Genomic DNA, 18183 nt, shown 5'->3' on the forward strand with positions numbered 1-18183 from the left:
GGCCTAGGTCGGGTTCTGCCCGGTCATCTTGCGGTAGCCCTTGGCGCTGGCCCGGTCGACCGCCGCCCGCACCAGGGCGAAGATGGCGCCCTGCAGCACCGCGGCGAGCAGCACCTCGCGGGTCGAGTGGCGCAGGTCGTCCGGCTTGGGCGCCTTCTTCTCGTCGTCGCCGATGCGGCCCCACAGCTTGCCGAAGATCGCACTGGCCGCCAGCCCGCCGAGAACGCTGGCCAGCAGGCTCAACGGCTTGTAGAGGACCTTGTTGACCGCGCTCATCGCCGGTGCCGCCACATCAGCAGCCCGACCACCATGACCACCACGGCCCCACAGGCCGCGCCGGCCACCTTGGGGTCGACCCGGCTGCTGGCCTCGGACCAGGTCTGCTGCGCCTCGGACCAGGTCTGCTGCGCCTTCGCCCTGGCTCGTCCCTTGACGTCGGCCTTGTGCGCCAGGGCGTCAAGGGTCTCCGCCAGCTCCGCCCGGGTCTGCTCCCGGCTCTGCTGCGTCTTGTCCACGCTCATCGCTTCAGGTTCTCCTTCACCGTCTGCACGTCGCGCTGGACGCTGTTGAGGGTCTCTTGTGGCACCGGGGGAACGGCCTTGCGAGCACGCTGGGCGCCGAACAGGCCCATCAGCGCGCCGAGGACGACGAGCGCGGCACCGATGATCAGGGCGGCGAGCCAGGCGTCCAGCACCAGCGTCAGCGCCAGGATCGCGCAGGCCACCAGCGCCCCGAGGCCGTAGAGGGCCACCACCGCTCCGGCACCGGAGATGCCGATGCCCACGCCGAGGCGGGCGCCCTTCTGCTTCACCTCGGCAGTGGCGTGCTGGACCTCCTGCTTGACCAGGGTGGACACCTGGTCGGTGAGCCGCTCCAGCAGCTGCGGGGTGGAGAGGTCGTCGGGGTCATGGGGCGCTGCGTGCGTCATCTCGGTCTCCCTCTTTGCGCTCGGAACCAGCAGCACCGGCACGGCACCGCGGCCGCGAGGTGACGCCTGGGCGCAGCTTTCTGCACACCGTGGTGCCAGTGTGCCGATGTTGGGCCGGCGGCGCAGAACCAGACGACGAAGGGGTGGACGCGAACCCACTGGTCAGGGGACCGCGGAGACCTCGATCGGCATGGCCAGGCGGGTCGGCTCGAGCCGGCCCCGCAGGGTGACCTCCTCGCAGGTGGCCCACAGCTGGCGCTCCTCGACGGTCGCCGCGAGCAGGGCCCGCTCCGACGCCAGCACGCGGCAGTCCCGGTTCTTGGCCAGCTCGGTCAGCCGGGCCGCCTCGTTCACCGGGTCACCGATCACGGTGTACTCGAACCGGCGGGCCGCCCCGATGTTGCCGGCCACCGCCATGCCCGCCGACACCCCGATGCCCAGGTCCACCCCGGTGGCCCGCTCCAGCTCGCGGCGCAGCTGGCGGGCGGCGGCCAGCGCGGCGGTGGCCACGTCGCTGTGCTCCAGCGGGGCGCCGAAGATCACCAGGGCGGCGTCGCCCTCGAACTTGTTCACCAGCCCACCGTGCTCGGTGACCACGTCCACCACCACCCGGAAGAAGTCGTTGAGCAGGGCCACCACCTCGGCGGGAGGGTGGCTGGCGGCCATCCGGGTCGAGCCCACCATGTCCACGAACAGCACGCCGACCTCGCGCAGCTCCCCGCCCAGGTCGGTGCCGGTCTCCAGCGCCCGCCGTGCCACGTCCACCCCGACGTGCCGGCCGAACAGGTCGCGCAGCAGCTCCCGCTCGGCCACCCCGGAGACCATCTCGTTGAAGCCCTTCTGCAGCAGGCCCACCTCGCTGCTGTCGTACACCTCCACCGACACCTCGGTCTGGCCGCGCCCGACCTCGCCCAGCGCCCAGCGCACCTGCTCGATGGGGTCGGCGATGGAGCGCGCCGTCAGCCCCGTGCCGAGCAGGCCGACCAGGAAAGACAGGCCACCGACGAAGATGATCGCGCCGACCACCCGCTGGGGGTCGTCCACCAGCGAGCCGGTCAGCTGGGCCACGCAGATCACCAGGATCCCCGACGTGGGCAGGGCCGAGGTCAGCCCCCAGGTGAGCAGCACCCGGCTGGCCACGCCGGGCCCGGTCGGGTTGTCCGGCATGTTCGCCTTCAGCGCGTCGGCTGCCACCGGCCGCAGGCAGCGCTCCGCCAGCAGGTAGCCCACCGCACAGGTGGCCGCCGCGCCCAGCACCACGCTGAAGGCGATGACCACCGCGAGGCGGTGCGAGGCGGCCACGTTCAGCGCCACGAAGATCACCCCGCCCACCGTCCACATCCCGGCGTGCACCACGGTCTGCCAGAACGGGGCGCGCAGCACCGCTGCTTGCTCGGCCGCGGTGGGCGGACCGCCGCGGCGTCGCCAGAGCAGCACCGGCTTGAGGATCCGCAGCCCCAGGACGACGTCAACGACCAGCGCCAGGGCCAGGTAGGTGCCGAATATCAGCCGGTTGAGGCCCTGCGCGTACTGCATGTCCTCCGGCGGCAGCGGCAGCACGTAGCGGACGAAGGCCCACAGGATGAGCGCACCAGCCAGGTTGGCCAGCAACATGCTTGCCGCGTAGCCCGGCCATGGACTGGTGCGCATCCGCTGGAGAATCTCGACGCGGGTGGGCACGCGCTCACCGTAGTGCGCCCAGCGTCACTAGGCTCACGCCCCGTGACCAGATCCGCCGCAGTCCCAGAAGCTCCCGCACGCAGGGACAGCAAGGAAGCCGTCACGTGGGGCGTCCGCGTCGCCGCGTCGTGGTCCGCCCGCCTGCTCGTCATCGGTGCCCTCGTCTACGTGGTCTTCCAGCTGGTCAGCAACTTCGGTGTGGTGACGGTGCCGGTGGCGCTGGCGCTGCTGGGCTCGGCCCTGATGTCGCCGGCCGTGGCGTGGATGGAGCGCGCCGGTCTGCCCCGTGCCCTCGCCACGGCCATCGCGATGGTCGGCGGGCTCGCCCTGGTGGGCGGCGTGCTGACGTTCGTGGTGCAGCAGTTCATCAACGGCCTGCCGGAGATGCAGGACAAGGTCGGCTCCAGCGTCACCGAGGTGCAGGAATGGCTGGTGACCGGGCCGTTCCACCTCCGCCAGGAGGAGATCAACAACGCCGGCACCACCTTCACCGACGCGCTGAAGTCGCACAGCGACGCGCTGACCACCAGCGCCCTGAGCACCGCCAGCACGCTGGGGGAGCTGCTCACCGGCGGGCTGCTCACGCTGTTCACCCTCATCTTCTTCCTGCAGAACGGCCGTCAGATCTGGGAGTTCTGCATCCAGGTCATCCCCCGCGAGAACCGCGACGCGGTGGACGTCGCCGGCCACCGTGGCTTCGCCTCCCTGGTCGGTTACGTCCGGGCCACCATCGCGGTGGCCGGGGTGGACGCGATCGGCATCGGCGTGGGGCTGGCGGTGCTGCAGGTCCCGCTGGCCCTGCCCCTGTCCGCGCTGGTGTTCCTGGGCGCGTTCGTCCCGATCATCGGAGCGGTGCTCACCGGGATCGTCGCCGTGCTGGTCGCCCTGGTCACCAAGGGCTTCGTGGTGGCGCTCATCGTGCTGGGCGTGGTGCTGGCCGTGCAGCAGCTCGAGGGCCACGTGCTGCAGCCGCTGCTGCTGGGGCGCGCCGTGGCGCTGCACCCGGTGGCGGTGGTGCTGGCCATCGCGGCGGGCACCGTGCTCGGCGGCATCCTCGGTGCCGTCCTGGCCGTGCCCATGGTGGCGGTGCTCAACTCGGCCGTGCGGTCGCTGTTCTCCGACGAGGAGCACGCGGACGCGGCGGGGCTGAGCGGGTCCGATCCCGCGGAGGCGAAGGTGCCGAGCGGCCAGCCGCAGCCTCGTGACACCGATACCGACACCAGCGCCGATGCCGATGCCGATGCCGACCGTCCGGGCTCGTCGGGCCCCGGCCCCGGACCGGCCTGACCCGGTGACCGCCACGGGGGGCGGCCGTCGGCGTGAGCACGCGCGCTCGTCGGCCGGCACACGGATCGACCCGGCCACGCCGCTGTGGCAGGGCGCCACCGTCTTCCGGGTGCTCACCTTCCTCTTCGCCCTCGGGGTGCAGGTCGCCTTCTCCCCCGGCTACGCCCACCCCGTGCTGAGCTGGGTGCTGGTGGGTGTGATGGGCGCCTGGACGGTGGTCACCGGTTTGGGTCACACGCAGGGCTGGGGCCGCAACCTCGCCATGGTGGCGGCCGACGTGGGCGTGGTCCTGGCGCTGCTGGCCCTGTCCCGCCTGGCGCTGACCACCGACCAGCTCGCCTCCCCCGACCCGCTGGTCACCACCATCTGGGCGGCCAACCCGGTGGTGGCCGCCGCGGTGCTCGCGGGCCCGGCGCTGGGCTTCGGGGTGGGACTGGTGGTCGCGGTGGCCACCGCGCTGGTGAACGGCTACGTGGACACCGACATCAGCCGGGACGGGGTGCTGCTGCTGTGCACCGGGCTGGTGCTCGGGGTGGCCGCCGACACCGCACGACGCTCGCACGCCCAGCTCGAGCGCGCGCTGCGGGTGCAGGCCGCGATCGCCGAGCGGGACCGACTGGCCCGCGAGGTGCACGACAGCGTGCTGCAGGTGCTCGCCTACATCCGTCGCCAGGGCAGCGAGCTCGGCGGTGACGCCGCGTCGCTGGCGGCGATGGCCGGGGAGCAGGAGGTGGCCCTGCGGGCGATGGTCTCGGCCGCGCCCACCGACCCGACCGACGATCGCCAGCTGCCCAGCATCGACCTGCGCACGCTGCTGCAGGCCCAGGCGAGCTCGACGGTGTCGGTGTCCGTGCCTGGCACCAGCGTCCCGCTGCCGGGAGCGGTGGCGACCGAGCTGGCTGCCGTCACCCGCACCGCGCTGTCCAACGTCGCGGTGCACGCCGGGGTGGGGGCCAAGGCCTTCGTCCTGCTGGAGGACCTGGGCAGCGAGGTGGTGCTCAGCATTCGCGACGACGGCTGCGGCATCGCCGAGGGCCGCCTGGAGGAGGCCGAGCGCGAGGGCCGGATGGGGGTCGCGCGGTCGATCCGCGGCCGGGTCGCCGACCTCGGCGGTGAGCTGGTGCTGGAGACCGCGCCGGGCGAGGGAACCGAGTGGGAGGTCCGGGTGGCGCGGCCGAGCACGCCCCGCAGGAGCGACGAGACCGTCATGATGTCTGTGCGTCGGTGGGCGCACCGGCGCGGCCGGTAGCCGAGATCAGCAGCGCCCAGCTTCAGCGGGCCCGAGGTTCCACACTGCCAACGGGGGGCACCATGCAGGAGAGCACGACCGAGCCGGCTCGGGACACCGTGGTCCGGGTGATGGTGGTCGACGACCACCCGATGTGGCGGGACGGGGTCGCCCGCGACCTCACCGCTCGCGGCTTCGACGTGGTGGCCACCGCCGACGGCGTGGACTCCGCCGAGCGCATCGCCAGTGCCGTGCAGCCGGACGTCGTGCTGATGGACATGCAGCTGGGCAGCGGCTCCGGCGTCGACGCCACTGCCCGGGTGCTGCAGGTGTCGCCGGGCACGCGGGTGCTGGTGCTGTCGGCCTCCGGCGAGCAGTCCGACGTGCTCGACGCCGTCAAGGCAGGCGCCTCGGGCTACCTGGTCAAGAGCGCGTCCGTCACCGAGCTGGTCGACGCGGTGAGCGCCACTGCCGCGGGGCAGGCGGTGTTCACCCCGGGCCTGGCTGGGCTGGTGCTCGGTGAGTACCGGCGCATGTCCGCCGAGCCGGCGGCTGCAGGACCGTCCACCCCGCAGCTGTCCGAGCGGGAGACGGAGGTGCTGCGACTGGTGGCCAAGGGCCTCAGCGCCAAGCAGATCGCCGCCCGGCTGGTGATCAGCCACCGCACCGTGGAGAACCACGTGCAGTCGACGCTGCGCAAGCTGCAGCTGGCCAACCGCGTCGAGCTGGCCCGCTACGCCATCGAGCACGGCCTCGAGTAGTGAACGCGCAGAACACTTCTGCCCGACACAAGTAGCAATACTCAGGACACGGCCGCGGCATTTGGCCACGATGGGTTCATGACTCAGCACCCCGACCATGACGACGCCGTGGCACAGCTCGCCGACGAGGTCCGTTCGCTGCGCAAGCGGCTGGACGAGGTCGGTGCTGAACCCCCACAGACTCCGGCGCCACCCACCGAGCCTGCGCCTGGCCGACCGGGCCCCAGCTGGGCCCCGGTGCCCCCGCCCGCCCCGGTCCGCCCCCCCCAGCCGGCCTTCCGCGCCGGCCCCCAGGGGCCCGCGCCTCGCCCGCCCCAGGTCGCCCAGCTGCCCAGCGGGCCGATCCCCCCGGCCGCCCGCGGCCCCCGCCCGCCCAGTGGCCCGCCCCGCCCGCCGGCGGGCCCACCGCCGTGGTCCGGCTCACCCCCGGGTTACCCCCCGCCGCCGGCCCCGGCCGCCCAGCCCGGGTGGTGGGCCCGGGAGAACACCACCAGCCGCGTGCTGGCGGTCGCCGGCTCCGTCATCACCCTGCTCGGCGTGGTGATGCTGCTCGTCCTCGCGGTGCAGAACGGCTTCCTGGGAGTCGTCCCCCGCGTCGTGGGCGGCGCCGTGCTGGCCACCGCGCTGCTGGGCCTGTCCTTCTGGGTGCGCAACCGGCCCGGTGGGCAGATCGGCTCGGTCACGCTGGCCGCCACCGGAGCGGTCGGGCTGTACCTGGACGTCGTGGTGGTCACCAGCACCTACCACTGGGTGCCGGTGCCCGTCGGTCTCGTGCTCGGCTTCGCCATCACCGCAGCCGGGCTGGGCATCGCCTACTGGTGGCGCTCCCAGCTGATGGCCCTGCTCGCCGTGCTGGCCTCGTGCGCCCTCTCCCCGTTCCTCATCCAGGACGGCGGTCCTGAGCTCACTGGCTTCGTCCTGGCGGTGTGCGTCGCCGCCGGCGTGCTGCACCTGCTGCGACCCTGGCAGGGCCTCTACGTGGTGCAGACCGTGGCTCCGGTGCTCGCAGCGGCGATCTCCATCGTCGTGGCAGCCGATCGCGACACCCTCCTCTGGACCACCGCCGGCGCCTGCGTCCTGGTGACCGTGACGGGCCTGGTCTTCGCGCTGCTGGCCGTCCACCGTGATCGCACCGACAGCGTGGCGCCGGGCCTGCTGCCGCTGTCGGTGGTGCCCACCCTGCTGACTCCCACGATCCTGTCGCAGTGGTCGGCGGTCGCCGTGGTCTCCGGCGCGGCTGCCGTGCTCATCGCCCTGCGCTTCTCCCTGCCGTGGCTGCCCCGATCGGTGCAGATGGTCCTCACCGGCGCCGGCTGCGTCGCGGCGTTCGAGGCCATGTGCCTGGCCGCCACCGTGGAGTCGCGGGCCTCGCTGATGCTGACGGCCACCATCGTGCTCGTGGTGATCGCCCACCAGCTGCGCTCGCGGCTGGCGCTGGGCCTGGCCACCGGTTTCGGCGCTCTGGGCCTCGCGATGCTGATGGAGCTCGCCCCGCCCGAGCTCGCGCTGTCCGACTCCTGGGCCTCGGCGCACGCCGGCTGGCCCGCCGTGGTCGCCGGCACGCTGCTCGTCGTGGCGGCCGGAGCCCTCGCCTACGAGGTGCACTGGTCCCGGGTGCTCGGTGCCGACCCGATCAGCTGGCTCGTCGGCGGAGCGGCGATGCTCTACGGCGCCAGCACCGCGCTCGTCGCCGCCGGCGTGCTGATCTCCCCGGAGCACGGCTACATGGGGGGCCACACCGCAGCCACAGTGACCTGGATGATCGCCGCGCTGGTGCTGCTGAGCCTGGGCCTGTCCACCACGAGGCAGTCGCTGGTGGCCCGGGTGGCCGGGCTGATCCTGGCCGGGTCGGCCGTGGCCAAGCTGCTGCTGTTCGACCTGGCCGCGGTCAGCGGCATCGCCCGGGTGATCGGGTTCATCGTGGTGGGCCTCATGCTCATCGCCGCTGGCATGCGCTACGCCAGGGCCATCGGCAGCCAGCCCGAGTCGCAGCAGCAGCCGGGTGGCCCGCAGGTGCCCTCGGCACACCACCTGGGCTGACCGCCCGGGCCCGGCTACCCCGTCCCGCGCTGCCTCCCCCCGCTACCAGCGGGGGACGGGGTAGCCGGGGCGCTCCGGCGTCGAGCGGTGCTTGCCCGGGGCGCTGCGCTGCCGTGATCCACGACGTCCGCCCGAGGACGGCGGGCCCGAGCCGTCGGGATGGTCCTCGCCCGCCTCGCTCGGCTCGTGCTCGGACAGCCCGATGCGCTGCTGCAGCCGCAGCAGCGCCGGCGGGGCCCACCATGTCCGGTCCCCGATCAGCGCGATCACCGCGGGCACCAGCAGCAGCCGCACCACGGTGGCGTCCAGCGCCAGGGCGAAGATCAGGCCCAGCCCCAGGAAGCGCATGGTGGACACCTCGGAGAACGCGAACGCCCCGGTGACCACCACCAGCAGCAGCGCAGCGGCACTGATCACCCCGCCCGTCCGGGCGGTGCCCGCGCGCACGGCGTCCCGGGTGCTGGCCCCGTTGGCCCGCGCCTCGACCATCCGGGAGAGCAGGAACACCTCGTAGTCGGTGGACAGGCCGAAGACGATGGCCGCCATCAGCACCACCACGCCGGCCTCCATCGGACCGGGGGTGATGCCCACCAGCCCCGCACCGTGGCCGTCCACGAAGATCCAGGTCAGGAAGCCCAGCGTCGAGCCGAGCCCGAGGGCGCTCATCAGGACCGCCTTCAGCGGCAGGATCACCGACCCGAAGGCCAGGAACATCAGCACGAAGGTGGCCACCGCCAGCAGCAGCGCCATCCAGGGCAGCGTCGACTGCAGCGCGGACAGGCTGTCCATGCTGCTGGCGGTCTTGCCGCCCACCAGCACGTTCGTGCCCTCCTGGACCGGCAGGGCACGCAGCTCGTCCACCACCTGCTGCCGGCTAGGGGCGCCCTCGGCCAGGGGCACCGTGAGCACGGTGACGCCCTCGCCGCTGGCCCCCGGCTGCGCTGGGCCGGCGCCACGCACGCCGCTCACGGCGGCGACCACCTGCTGCGTCTGCTCGGGCGTGGCGCTGCTGATCACCACGGTCGCTGACTCCGAGGCCAGCGCGGGGAACTGCTGGGCGACCTGCTCGGTCGCGGTGCGGGCCGCAGAGTCGGCGGGCAGCGCACGCTCGCTGACGTCGCCGAAGGAGGCTCCGGCGAAGGGCAGGGTGAGCGCGGCCAGCACCGCCACGATGGGGACGGCCACCAGGGCGGGGCGGCGCATCACCGTGCTCGCGACCTGCCCCCAGAAGCCGTCCAGCTGCGCCGCGCCCACCTTGCGGCGAGCCCGACCGGGCACGCTCAGGGCGTCGATGCGCGGACCCAGCACCGACAGCAGCGCGGGCAGCACGGTCAGTGCCAGGAACGCGGCCATGCCCACTGCGGCCATGCCGCCGTAGCCCAGCGACTTGAGGAAGTTCTGCGGGAACAGCAGCAGCCCGGACATCGCCACCGCCAGCAGCGTCGCCGAGAACGCCACGGTGCGCCCGGCGGTGGCCACGGTGCGTGCGACCGCGTCGGCCACGGTGCGTCCACCGGCCAGCTCCTCGCGGAAGCGGCTGACGGTGAACAACCCGTAGTCGATGGCCAGGCCCAGCCCGATGAGGGTCACCACGTTGACCGCGAAGGAGTTGACCGGCACCACCAGGCTCAGCAGCCGCAGCAGGCCCAGCGAGCTGAGGATGGTGAGCACTCCCACCACCAGCGGCAGCGACGCGGCCACCAGCCCGCCGAAGATGAACAGCAGCAGCACCAGCACCACCGGCAGCGAGATGCTCTCCGCCCGCACCAGGTCGGCGGCGGTGCGCTCGTTCACCTCGGTGCCCACCGGGGCTGATCCCGCCAGCGCCAGCTCCACCCCGTCGACCGCGAAGGCGTCCTGCACCTGGGTGTAGCTGTCCAGCACCGCGGAGTCGTCCTGCCCGGCCAGGGTGATCACGGCCAGGCCGCGGGTGCCGGTCGCGTCCATCAGCTGCGGAGCCGGGGTGGTCCACAGCGAGACCACGGACGCGACGTGCTCCGGCGGCAGCGTCGTCAGGCGGTCGCGGATCTGCTGGCCCAGCACGGGGTCGTCGATGCGCGTGCCCGCCGGCGCGGTGTAGACGGCGAGCACGTCCCCGCCGGTGCGGCCGAAGCGCTCCTCCACCAGCTGCGCGGCCCGCGCCGACTCCGACTCCGGATCGTCAAATCCGCCCTGCGCCAAGCGATCGAACAGGCCCGCGCCGAAGACGCCAGCCAGCACCGCCGCGAGCACCACCAGCCCCAGCACCCACCGGCGGCGGCGGTGCACGAGGTAACCCCAGCTGGCGAACACGGACGGGACTCCTGACGGTGGGGAGAAGGGCCGCGGACAGTCTGCCTAACGGGCGCCGAAGGGCGACTGACCGGCCCGACCCCAGCGCGTCGACCGTGGCAAACTCGAAGGTGGGCCCGTCGCGCCAACCCCCCGTGCGCGACGGGCCCCCTCGCGCGTACCGGTGGCCCGTCCGCGGCTCAGCGGTGTGCGAGCAGCGCCGACAGCGGGCGCAGGGGCTGCAGCCAGGCACCGTCGTCGGGCAGGTTCTCCAGGTTGATCCGCGGCAGCGGCTCCCGGAAGACCCCGGGGATGTCCTCCAGGTCCACGAAGTTCACCAGCGGATCAGCGACCGCCCAGCTGGCGTGCTCCCGGAAGCCCAGCACCTGCACGGCCACGCCCTCGGCGGCCAGCTCCTCCAGCGGCTCCCGGAAGGCCTGACCGTCGGCGGAGGCCACGATGATCCCGGCCAAGCCGCAGGTGTGCTGGCGCAGCGCGATGTGGTCGAGCATGTCTGCGTCCACGTCGCTGTACTCGTCCAGCTTGGGCTTGGCGAACACCGCGAAGCCGACGTTGCGCAGGGCCTCCACCCACGGGCGGACGACCTCCGCGGTGCCCTGGGCGATGTTGGTGAACACCGTCGCCTCGGGCTCCAGCGGGCCGCCCGAGCCGTTCTCGCGCTGCAGGTCCTCCGTGCGGGTCAGCAACCAGCGACCCAGCGCGTCGAAGCGGGGCCGGAAGGCCGCTGTCGGTCGGCCGCCGAGGATGGACCCCAGACCCATGTCCAGGTTCGGGGCGTCCCACACCAGCAGGACCCGACGGCTCTGCTCAGGCTGGGAGGAGATCGCGGGTGAGGCGCTCGCAGTGCTGGTGCTCATGCTGTGATGATGCCTCAGGCGACCATCGCTCGCGCGACGTTCATCGCTTTCGCCACAGCAGCTCGGTGACCGCCGTGCCCGCCTGCTCGGCCCGGTTCTCGAACTTGGTGACGGGGCGACGCAGCAGCATCGGTGACTCCGCAGCCAGGTCGACGCGGGTCAGCAGCGGTTCCGCGTCGCCCACCTCCGCCACCTCCTCGGCGTAGGGCAGGTGGTCGGTGGCGACGTGCAGCACGCCCCCCGAGCGCAGCCGGGTCGCGATCAGCTGCACCACCGGCTGCTTGAGCAGGCGGCGCTTGTGGTGCTTGTGCTTGGGCCAGGGGTCGGGGAAGAACACCCGCACCCCGGCCAGCGACTCCTCGGCGAGCTGGTGGGTGAACACCTGCACCGCGTCGCCACGCACCGCCCGCACGTTGGTCACGCCCGAGGCCCTGCAGTGCTGCACCAGCTGGGCCAGGCCCGGCCGGTAGACCTCGATGGCCAGCAGGTTCACCTCCGGCTCCGCGGCAGCCATCGCGGCGGTGGCCGTGCCGGTGCCGGACCCGATCTCCACCACCAGCGGGGCCTCGCGGCCGAACCACGCGGCCAGGTCCAGCGGCTCGTCGCCCGCGTCGGTGCCCATGGCCGGCCACCACTCGTCCCAGGCGCGCTGGCGGGCCGGGGTCAGCGCGTCGCGCCGGGACCGGAAGCTGACCACCCGGGCGCGGGGCCGGTCGAGCGGGGCGGACGTGTCGGACATCGGGTGTGCTCCAGAGTCAGGGCTTCGGGGGTCAGGGCTTCAGGGGTCGGGGCCGGTACCAGGCTGCCTCATGGCCCTGACCGGGTCGTCGACGGACCCTGCCCACTGTGACGGGAGCTGACTGCTGCCGGTCACCCCACGGCAACGCTGCGTCATGGCACGATCGTCCGACAGGCGTGCACCGGAGGGAGGGCTGATGACCGCTGTCGTGGGCCAGGCCCTGCCCGGCGCCCCGGCCACCTCCCTGCGCGACGCCCTGCTCGCGACCTGCCACGACCTGGCCCAGCGCTGCTCCCCGGAGACCGCGGCCGGCGTGGGGCACGTCGCCGCACGGCTCAGCAGTCCCCTGCAGGTCGCCGTCGCCGGACGCATCTCCTCGGGCAAGTCCACGCTGGTGAACGCCCTCATCGGCCGCCGGGTGGCGCCCACCGCGGTGGGTGAGTGCACCCGTCTGGTCACCCGCTTCTCCTACGGTGACGTCGACCGGGTGGAGGTCATCACCCACGCCGGGGCCCGCACGGTGGTGCCGCTGACCGCCGAGGGCATGATCCCGGCCGACGTGGCCACCCTCGCCGGGGTGCGGCCCGAGGAGGTGTCCCACCTCGAGGCCTACCTGACCAGCGCGCTGCTCGCGGAGCTGACGGTGGTGGACACCCCCGGCCTGGGGTCGCTGGACATCGCGTCGTCGGCGCGCACCGATGCGCACCTGGTGGGCAGCACCCGCAGCGCGGTGGCCGGAGCCGAGGCGGTGCTCTACGTCTTCACCCAGACCGTGCGCGCCGACGACGCCGAGGCGCTGGCCGCCTTCGCCGGTGCCACCGCCGGGCAGGAAGCGGGCCCGGTGAACGCGCTGGGGCTGTTGAACAAGGCCGACACCGTGGCCCCGGAGTCGGTGGCCGAGGCCGGCGGAAACGTCTCGCAGGCGGCACGGCTGCTCGCCGCCGCCCAGCAGCGGCTGCTGGGGTCACGGGTGGCCGAGGTGCTGCCGGTGATCGGTCTGCTGGGCGAGACCTGCGAGACCGGGGGCCTGGGGGCGCGCGAGGTGGAGGCGCTACGGGTGCTCGCCGCCGTCCCCGACGACACCCGCATCGCGATGCTGCTGGCCACTGACCTGTTCCTCTCCCTGGACTGCCCCCTGGACGTGGCCACCCGGCGGCACCTGCTGGAGGTGCTCGACCTCTACGGGGTGGCATGCGCGGTGCGGGCCCTGCGCGCCGACCCGCACATGTCCGTGGGCCGCCTGCGGACCGCCCTCAACGCGGTGTCCGGCCTGGCCCAGGTGCGGGAGCGGCTGGCGGTCGTGTTCAGCGCCCGCGCCGAGGGGATCAAGGCCTCCGCCGCACTCGCCTCGCTGTCCGCGCTGGCCCGCAGCTGTCCGCAGCCGAGCGACCAACGGCTGCTGCGCGGGGCGGTGGAGCAGCTGCTGCGACGGCCGGAGACCCACCAGCTGCGCCTGGTGGAGGTCCAGACGCTGCTGCGCACCGGGGCGGTGCCGCTGCCGCCGGCACTGGTGGGCGAGGCGCTGCGGCTGCGCCCCGGCACCGCCCCCGCTCACCAGCTCGGGCTGCCCGGCGCCACCCGCGCCGAGCTGGCCGAGCGCGCGCTGCAGCGGGCGGGGTGGTGGCGCTCGTTCGCCACGTTCGCCGAGGACACCGGGCAGGCACGGGTGGGCCAGGTGGTCCACCGCGCGTACTTCCTGCTCTGGCAGGAGCTGCGGGACGCTGCTCGGTGAGCGGGCTGCCGACCGCGGTCCGCGCCGCGATCACCGAGCTGTCCGCGCTGCTGGCCGAGGCCGACCCCACCGCCGCCGCGCAGCTGAGCCGGCAGCAGGCCAGGCCGACCGAGGCGCCCACCGTGGTGCTGATCGGCGAGACCAACCGCGGCAAGAGCTCGTTGGTCAACGCCCTGCTCGCCACCCCGGAGCTGTCCCCGGTGCAGGCGGGGCCAGCGACGTCGACCTACCTGGTGCTGCGCCACGGCCCCCAGTGGTCGGCTCAGGGTCGCTACGCCGACGAGCGCCCACCGGTGCCAGTGGATCTCGCCGAGCTGCCCGCGTGGGTGTGCGGCGGCCCGAACGGGCGTGCCGAGCCGGTCGCCCCGCCCCGCTACGTGGAGGTCTGCGGCCCCGTCCCGCTGCTGGCCAACCTCACCCTGGTCGACACCCCCGGGGTCGGCGGGCTGCGCCCCTTCCACGCCGAGCTGGCCACCGAGGCCGCTGCCACGGCCACCGCCCTGCTGATGGTGGTGGACGCGAGCAGCCCGTTCACGCGCGGCGAGCTGGACTTCCTGCGGCAGGTGAGCGAGCGCGTGGAGACGGTGGTGTTCGCCCTCACCAAGACCGATGCCCACCGGGGCTGGCGCGAGGTGCTGGCCGCCGATCGCGCCCTGCTCGCCGAGCACGCCCCCCGCTTCGCCGAGGCACCCTTCCTGACGGTGTCCGCCCGTCTCGCCACGCTGGCCGCCCAGGCCCCCAGCCGCGAGGTCGCCACCACGCTCCGCCTGCAGTCGGGCATCAGCGACCTGCAGGAACAGCTGCAGCGGCTGGTCACCCACCGGGCCGCGATGCTGGCCGACGCCAACACGCTGCGCGCCCTGCACTCCGCGCTGGGCCACGCCGCCCAGCAGCGCCGCGACCGGGTGCGGGTGCTGCGCTCCGGGGCGGGCACCGCCACCGAGCTGCGCCGCCGCCGCGCCGAGCTGCTGGCCCAGCGACGCACCGGGCAGCGCGGCTGGTCGCTGCGGCTGCGCGCCCTCGTCCAGCACGCCAGGGTGGAGTCCACCCACGAGGTTGCCCGGCACGTGCGGGAGGTGCAGGCCGCGTTCCGCGCAGCGGTGGACAACGCCGACCGGGAGGCCCTCGCCGCCCTGCCCGGCCAGCTCGAGCCCGCGCTGGCCGGGGTGGCGGACAAGGTCAGCGCGGCGCTGGCCGAGCGGCTGCGCCTGCTGGTGGAGCAGGTGCTGGCCGAACTGTTCACGCCCGAGGAGCTGGCGGCGCTGGCTGCGCAGACGGTCCGCGCCCAGCAGGTGCCGCTGGTGATCCGGCCGGTGGAGAAGCGCCAGGCGGCCGCGGAGGACCGGTTGATGGTGATCGCCGGCGCCTCCGGTGGCATCGGTCTGGGTCGGCTGGCGCTGATGCCGCTGGCCCTCGTGCCGGGGCTCAACGTGGTGCTCATCCCGCTCACCCTCGGCCTGGGGGCGGGCGCCGCGTGGTGGATGGCCCGCGCCCGCGGGCACCTGGCCGACAAGTCCCACGTGAAGCAGTGGTCGGGCGAGGTGTTCGCGGAGGCTCGGGCCAGCCTCGACCAGGTGGTGGCCGAGCAGCTGATCGACGCCGAGCACCAGCTCAGCGCGGCGCTGGACGAGGCCCTGGCGACCCGGCTGGAGCAGATCGACGGCGAGCTGCACGCGGTGGACGAGGCGCTGCGGATGGACGGTGCCGAGCGCGCCGAGCAGCTGAGCGCCACCGAGCGGCAGCTCGCCTCGCTGCTCGCGGCCCAGGACCGCGTGGCGAGCTTGCTCACCCGGGTACGTGCGGTCCGCGACACTCGGGCCTAGTGCCCTGCGCGCTCGCCTAGGGTGGTCGCGGTGAACACCTCGGCTGCTCCCGGTACCCAGCCCGCCCCGAACACCCAGTACGAGGCCCTGCTCGCGCACGTGCTCGAGCACGGCACGCCCAAGGCCGACCGCACCGGCACGGGCACCCGCAGCATCTTCGGCCACCAGCTGCGCTACAACCTCGCCGAGGGATTTCCGCTGGTCACCACCAAGCGGGTGCACTTCAAGTCGCTGGCCTACGAGCTGCTGTGGTTCCTGCGGGGCGACTCCAACGTCGCCTGGCTGCACGAGCACGGCGTCAGCATCTGGGACGAGTGGGCCGGGGCCGACGGTGAGCTCGGCCCGGTCTACGGCGTGCAGTGGCGGTCCTGGCCCACCCCGGACGGCGGCCACGTCGACCAGATCGCCGAGGTGATGCAGACCCTGCGCACCAACCCGGACTCCCGCCGGATGATGGTCTCGGCCTGGAACGTCGGCGAGATCAGCCAGATGGCGCTGCCGCCCTGCCACGCGCTGTTCCAGTTCTACGTGGCCGACGGCAAGCTGTCCTGCCAGCTGTACCAGCGCAGCGCCGACCTGTTCCTGGGCGTGCCGTTCAACATCGCCAGCTACGCCCTGCTCACCCACATGGTGGCCCAGCAGGCAGGCCTGGAGGTCGGGGACTTCATCTGGACCGGCGGCGACTGCCACATCTACGACAACCACGTCGAGCAGGTCCGCGAGCAGCTCGCCCGCACCGCCTACGGCTTCCCCCAGCTGAAGCTGCAGAAGGCGTCCTCGATCTTCGACTACTCCTACGCCGACTTCGAGGTGGTCGGCTACCAGCACCACCCGGCCATCAAGGCGCCGGTGGCGGTGTGAGGCCGGCATGGGTCTGAACCTGATCTGGGCGCAGGCCGCCAACGGCGTCATCGGCCGGGACGGCGACCTCCCCTGGCACCTGCCCGAGGACCTCGCCCACTTCCGGCACACCACCCGCGGTGCCACCGTGGTGATGGGCCGCGCCACCTGGGAGTCGCTGCCGCCGCTGGTGCGCCCGCTGCCCGGCCGCAACAACGTGGTGCTCACCCACCAGCCTGGCTGGACCGCGTTCGGCGCCACCGTGGTGCACTCGCTGGAGGAGGCCGTCGCCCTCGGTGCCGGCGACACCTGGGTGATCGGCGGTGCCAGCGTGTACGCGGCGGCGATGCCCCTGGCCGAGCAGCTGGTGGTCACCGAGCTGGCTGACCCGGTGGACGGCGACGTGCACGCCCCCGAGATCGGCTCTCGATGGCAGGTGGTGGACCGCGACCCCCAGCGGGGCTGGCACACCTCCACCACCGGCCTGCGGTACCGGATCGTCGCCTACGCACGGTGAGGAGCTGGCCGAGGCCGGGCGCTACTGCACCCGGGCGACGCCCTCGCCCAGCCGCAGCGCCCGGGCAGCGCGCTCGGCCAGCACGGCGGGCGGGGCGGTGACGTCCTCGGTCATCCCCGCCTCGTCCCGGCCCAGCGGCTCCAGCGCGGCCAGCTGCGAGCCGAGCAGCTCCGGGGGCATGAAGTGCCCGACGCGTGAGCCCAGGCGGCGCGACAGCAGCTCCGGCGAGCCGTGCAGGTGCAGGAACCAGACGTCGCCGGCGGCAGCGCGCAGCACGTCGCGGTGGGCCCGCCGCAGGGACGAGCAGGCCATCACCGCAGTGCGCCCGGCGTCGGCCCGCTCCTGCATCCAGGCACTGACCGCCAGCAGCCACGGCGACCGGTCTGCCTCCTCCAGCGGCTCGCCCGCCGACATCTTGGCGACGTTGGCCGGCGGGTGGAAGTCGTCGGCGTCGCCCACCTCCGCCCCCAGCCGCTCAGCCAGCAACCGCGCCACCGTGCTCTTGCCGGCACCCGCGACGCCCATCACCACCACCTGGGGGCTTCGGCTGCGCATGGCGCGACCCTAGCGCCGGCCGCGGCCGCGAGCATGCCCTGAGGGAACCGAACCCGAGACGAGGGAGTCTCATCTCCGACCCGAACCTGCCGAGAGGAATGTCCATGCACATCGACGAGAGCCCGGCCGAGCTGCTGACCGTCACCGTGGACGGGGACGAGCACACCTACCACGCCACCGTCGACGCGGACGCCGACGGCATCGCGGACACCGTCCACCTGGACACCGTCGACGGCAGCTACGAGTACTCCGACACCGACGGGGACGGCGCGGCGGACGAGCTCACCCGCTACGACGTGCACGGCAAGGTCCTCGGCCACGCCGTCCTCGATCCCGCCACCGGCACCTGGACCGCGGACGACAGGACCACCACCACCCCCGCAGCCGTGTCCACCGCGCCCACGGTCTCCGCCGAGATCCAGGCCGCCGCAGACCAAGCCGGTCCCTCCACCGTGGACTCCGACGGCGACGGCGTGGCCGACACCGCCGTGCTGCAGACCGCCGGCCGGACCGTGCTGGTGACCGACGTGGACGGTGACGGCACTGCCGACGTGCTGACCGAGGTGACCAGCAGCGGGGAGCACACCTCCTACGAACAGGGTGCTGACGGCCAGTGGCGGGAGGCCGGGGGCGGGGACCTCGGCGACGGCACCGGCAGCCCCGGCGCGGGAGCCACCGAGCCGCCGGCGCCGGCCGTGACCGACCCCGTCACCGGCGAGTGGATCGCCCGGTAGCGCGCTTGCGCCGACTTTGCCAGGGGCCGTGACCAACTTGTGACCAATTCCCCTAAGTGGAGTCGCTTTTCTCCGGGCCGCCCAGTTAACCTAAGGACGTACTGAACCCGGCGCTCGTGCCCGCCACCCGGCAGGCACCCGAGCCGCGTCCCTTCAAGGGCCGCAGCCGG

Annotated in this window: 17 protein-coding genes; 9 read left to right on the forward strand and 8 right to left on the reverse strand. The window is 73.5% G+C overall.

The features are described 5' to 3' along the window. Positions 1 to 3 precede the first annotated feature (3 nt). The 4 genes from AC3YO9_RS03335 to AC3YO9_RS03350 form a co-directional block, all read right to left on the reverse strand. Positions 4 to 276 (reverse strand): DUF4235 domain-containing protein, encoded by a 273-nt coding sequence (locus AC3YO9_RS03335; protein ID WP_127784310.1) that lies wholly within the window; start codon positions 274 to 276, stop codon positions 4 to 6. Next, on the reverse strand, positions 273 to 521 hold the full coding sequence (locus AC3YO9_RS03340; RefSeq protein WP_127784311.1) for a DUF3618 domain-containing protein: 249 nt from the start codon (positions 519 to 521) through the stop codon (positions 273 to 275). Before AC3YO9_RS03340 ends, AC3YO9_RS03335 begins: the two co-directional genes overlap by 4 nt. After that, positions 518 to 928, reverse strand: coding sequence for a phage holin family protein (locus tag AC3YO9_RS03345; protein WP_127784312.1), 411 nt, complete (start codon positions 926 to 928; stop codon positions 518 to 520). Before AC3YO9_RS03345 ends, AC3YO9_RS03340 begins: the two co-directional genes overlap by 4 nt. Positions 929 to 1090: 162 nt before the next feature. Next, positions 1091 to 2578 (reverse strand): adenylate/guanylate cyclase domain-containing protein, encoded by a 1488-nt coding sequence (locus AC3YO9_RS03350; RefSeq protein WP_489982564.1) that lies wholly within the window; start codon positions 2576 to 2578, stop codon positions 1091 to 1093. Between the two features lie 72 nt (positions 2579 to 2650). On the opposite strand from AC3YO9_RS03350, the gene AC3YO9_RS03355 reads away from it, so the two are divergent. The 4 genes from AC3YO9_RS03355 to AC3YO9_RS03370 all read left to right on the forward strand — a co-directional run bounded on the left by AC3YO9_RS03355 (position 2651) and on the right by AC3YO9_RS03370 (position 7924). Continuing rightward, complete coding sequence (locus tag AC3YO9_RS03355; protein ID WP_489982126.1) at positions 2651 to 3895, forward strand: AI-2E family transporter; 1245 nt, start codon at positions 2651 to 2653, stop codon at positions 3893 to 3895. Positions 3896 to 3899: 4 nt separating this feature from the next. After that, positions 3900 to 5144: a MacS family sensor histidine kinase gene (gene macS / locus AC3YO9_RS03360; RefSeq protein ID WP_489982127.1), complete on the forward strand. Its 1245-nt coding sequence runs from the start codon at positions 3900 to 3902 to the stop codon at positions 5142 to 5144. 62 nt (positions 5145 to 5206) lie between these two features. Then, positions 5207 to 5884, forward strand: a complete 678-nt coding sequence (locus tag AC3YO9_RS03365) for a response regulator (protein WP_127784314.1) — start codon at positions 5207 to 5209, stop codon at positions 5882 to 5884. A 78-nt stretch (positions 5885 to 5962) separates the two neighbouring features. Beyond that, a complete protein-coding gene (locus AC3YO9_RS03370) occupies positions 5963 to 7924 on the forward strand; it encodes a DUF2339 domain-containing protein (protein WP_489982128.1) in 1962 nt (653 codons plus the stop codon). Positions 7925 to 7966: 42 nt separating this feature from the next. Here AC3YO9_RS03370 and AC3YO9_RS03375 read toward each other — a convergent pair whose 3' ends face one another. From AC3YO9_RS03375 to trmB, 3 genes are all read right to left on the reverse strand, one after another. Beyond that, on the reverse strand, positions 7967 to 10216 hold the full coding sequence (locus AC3YO9_RS03375; protein ID WP_489982129.1) for an MMPL family transporter: 2250 nt from the start codon (positions 10214 to 10216) through the stop codon (positions 7967 to 7969). 179 nt (positions 10217 to 10395) lie between these two features. Beyond that, a complete protein-coding gene (locus AC3YO9_RS03380; RefSeq protein ID WP_127784317.1) occupies positions 10396 to 11073 on the reverse strand; it encodes an NYN domain-containing protein in 678 nt (225 codons plus the stop codon). A 40-nt stretch (positions 11074 to 11113) separates the two neighbouring features. Then, positions 11114 to 11812, reverse strand: a complete 699-nt coding sequence (gene trmB / locus AC3YO9_RS03385; RefSeq protein ID WP_489982130.1) for a tRNA (guanosine(46)-N7)-methyltransferase TrmB — start codon at positions 11810 to 11812, stop codon at positions 11114 to 11116. A 196-nt stretch (positions 11813 to 12008) separates the two neighbouring features. Here trmB and AC3YO9_RS03390 point away from each other — a divergent pair, with 196 nt between their 5' ends. The 4 genes from AC3YO9_RS03390 to AC3YO9_RS03405 are packed head-to-tail and all read left to right on the forward strand — an operon-like array spanning position 12009 to position 16724. Continuing rightward, a complete protein-coding gene (locus AC3YO9_RS03390; RefSeq protein WP_164860676.1) occupies positions 12009 to 13544 on the forward strand; it encodes a dynamin family protein in 1536 nt (511 codons plus the stop codon). Next, positions 13541 to 15367: a dynamin family protein gene (locus AC3YO9_RS03395; RefSeq protein ID WP_489982131.1), complete on the forward strand. Its 1827-nt coding sequence runs from the start codon at positions 13541 to 13543 to the stop codon at positions 15365 to 15367. The genes AC3YO9_RS03390 and AC3YO9_RS03395 overlap by 4 nt, the downstream gene beginning before the upstream one ends. Before the next feature lie 21 nt (positions 15368 to 15388). Continuing rightward, a complete protein-coding gene (locus AC3YO9_RS03400) occupies positions 15389 to 16228 on the forward strand; it encodes a thymidylate synthase (protein ID WP_489982132.1) in 840 nt (279 codons plus the stop codon). Positions 16229 to 16235: 7 nt separating this feature from the next. Then, positions 16236 to 16724, forward strand: coding sequence for a dihydrofolate reductase (locus AC3YO9_RS03405; RefSeq protein ID WP_489982133.1), 489 nt, complete (start codon positions 16236 to 16238; stop codon positions 16722 to 16724). A 21-nt stretch (positions 16725 to 16745) separates the two neighbouring features. Here AC3YO9_RS03405 and AC3YO9_RS03410 read toward each other — a convergent pair whose 3' ends face one another. Further along, on the reverse strand, positions 16746 to 17279 hold the full coding sequence (locus tag AC3YO9_RS03410; RefSeq protein ID WP_489982134.1) for a gluconokinase: 534 nt from the start codon (positions 17277 to 17279) through the stop codon (positions 16746 to 16748). A gap of 104 nt (positions 17280 to 17383) precedes the next feature. Between AC3YO9_RS03410 and AC3YO9_RS03415 the strand changes: the two genes are divergently transcribed. Further along, complete coding sequence (locus AC3YO9_RS03415; RefSeq protein WP_127784324.1) at positions 17384 to 18013, forward strand: DUF6802 family protein; 630 nt, start codon at positions 17384 to 17386, stop codon at positions 18011 to 18013. The last annotated feature ends 170 nt before the right edge of the window (positions 18014 to 18183 follow it).

It is taken from the genome of Rhodococcus sp. Z6_132, assembly GCF_058133635.1.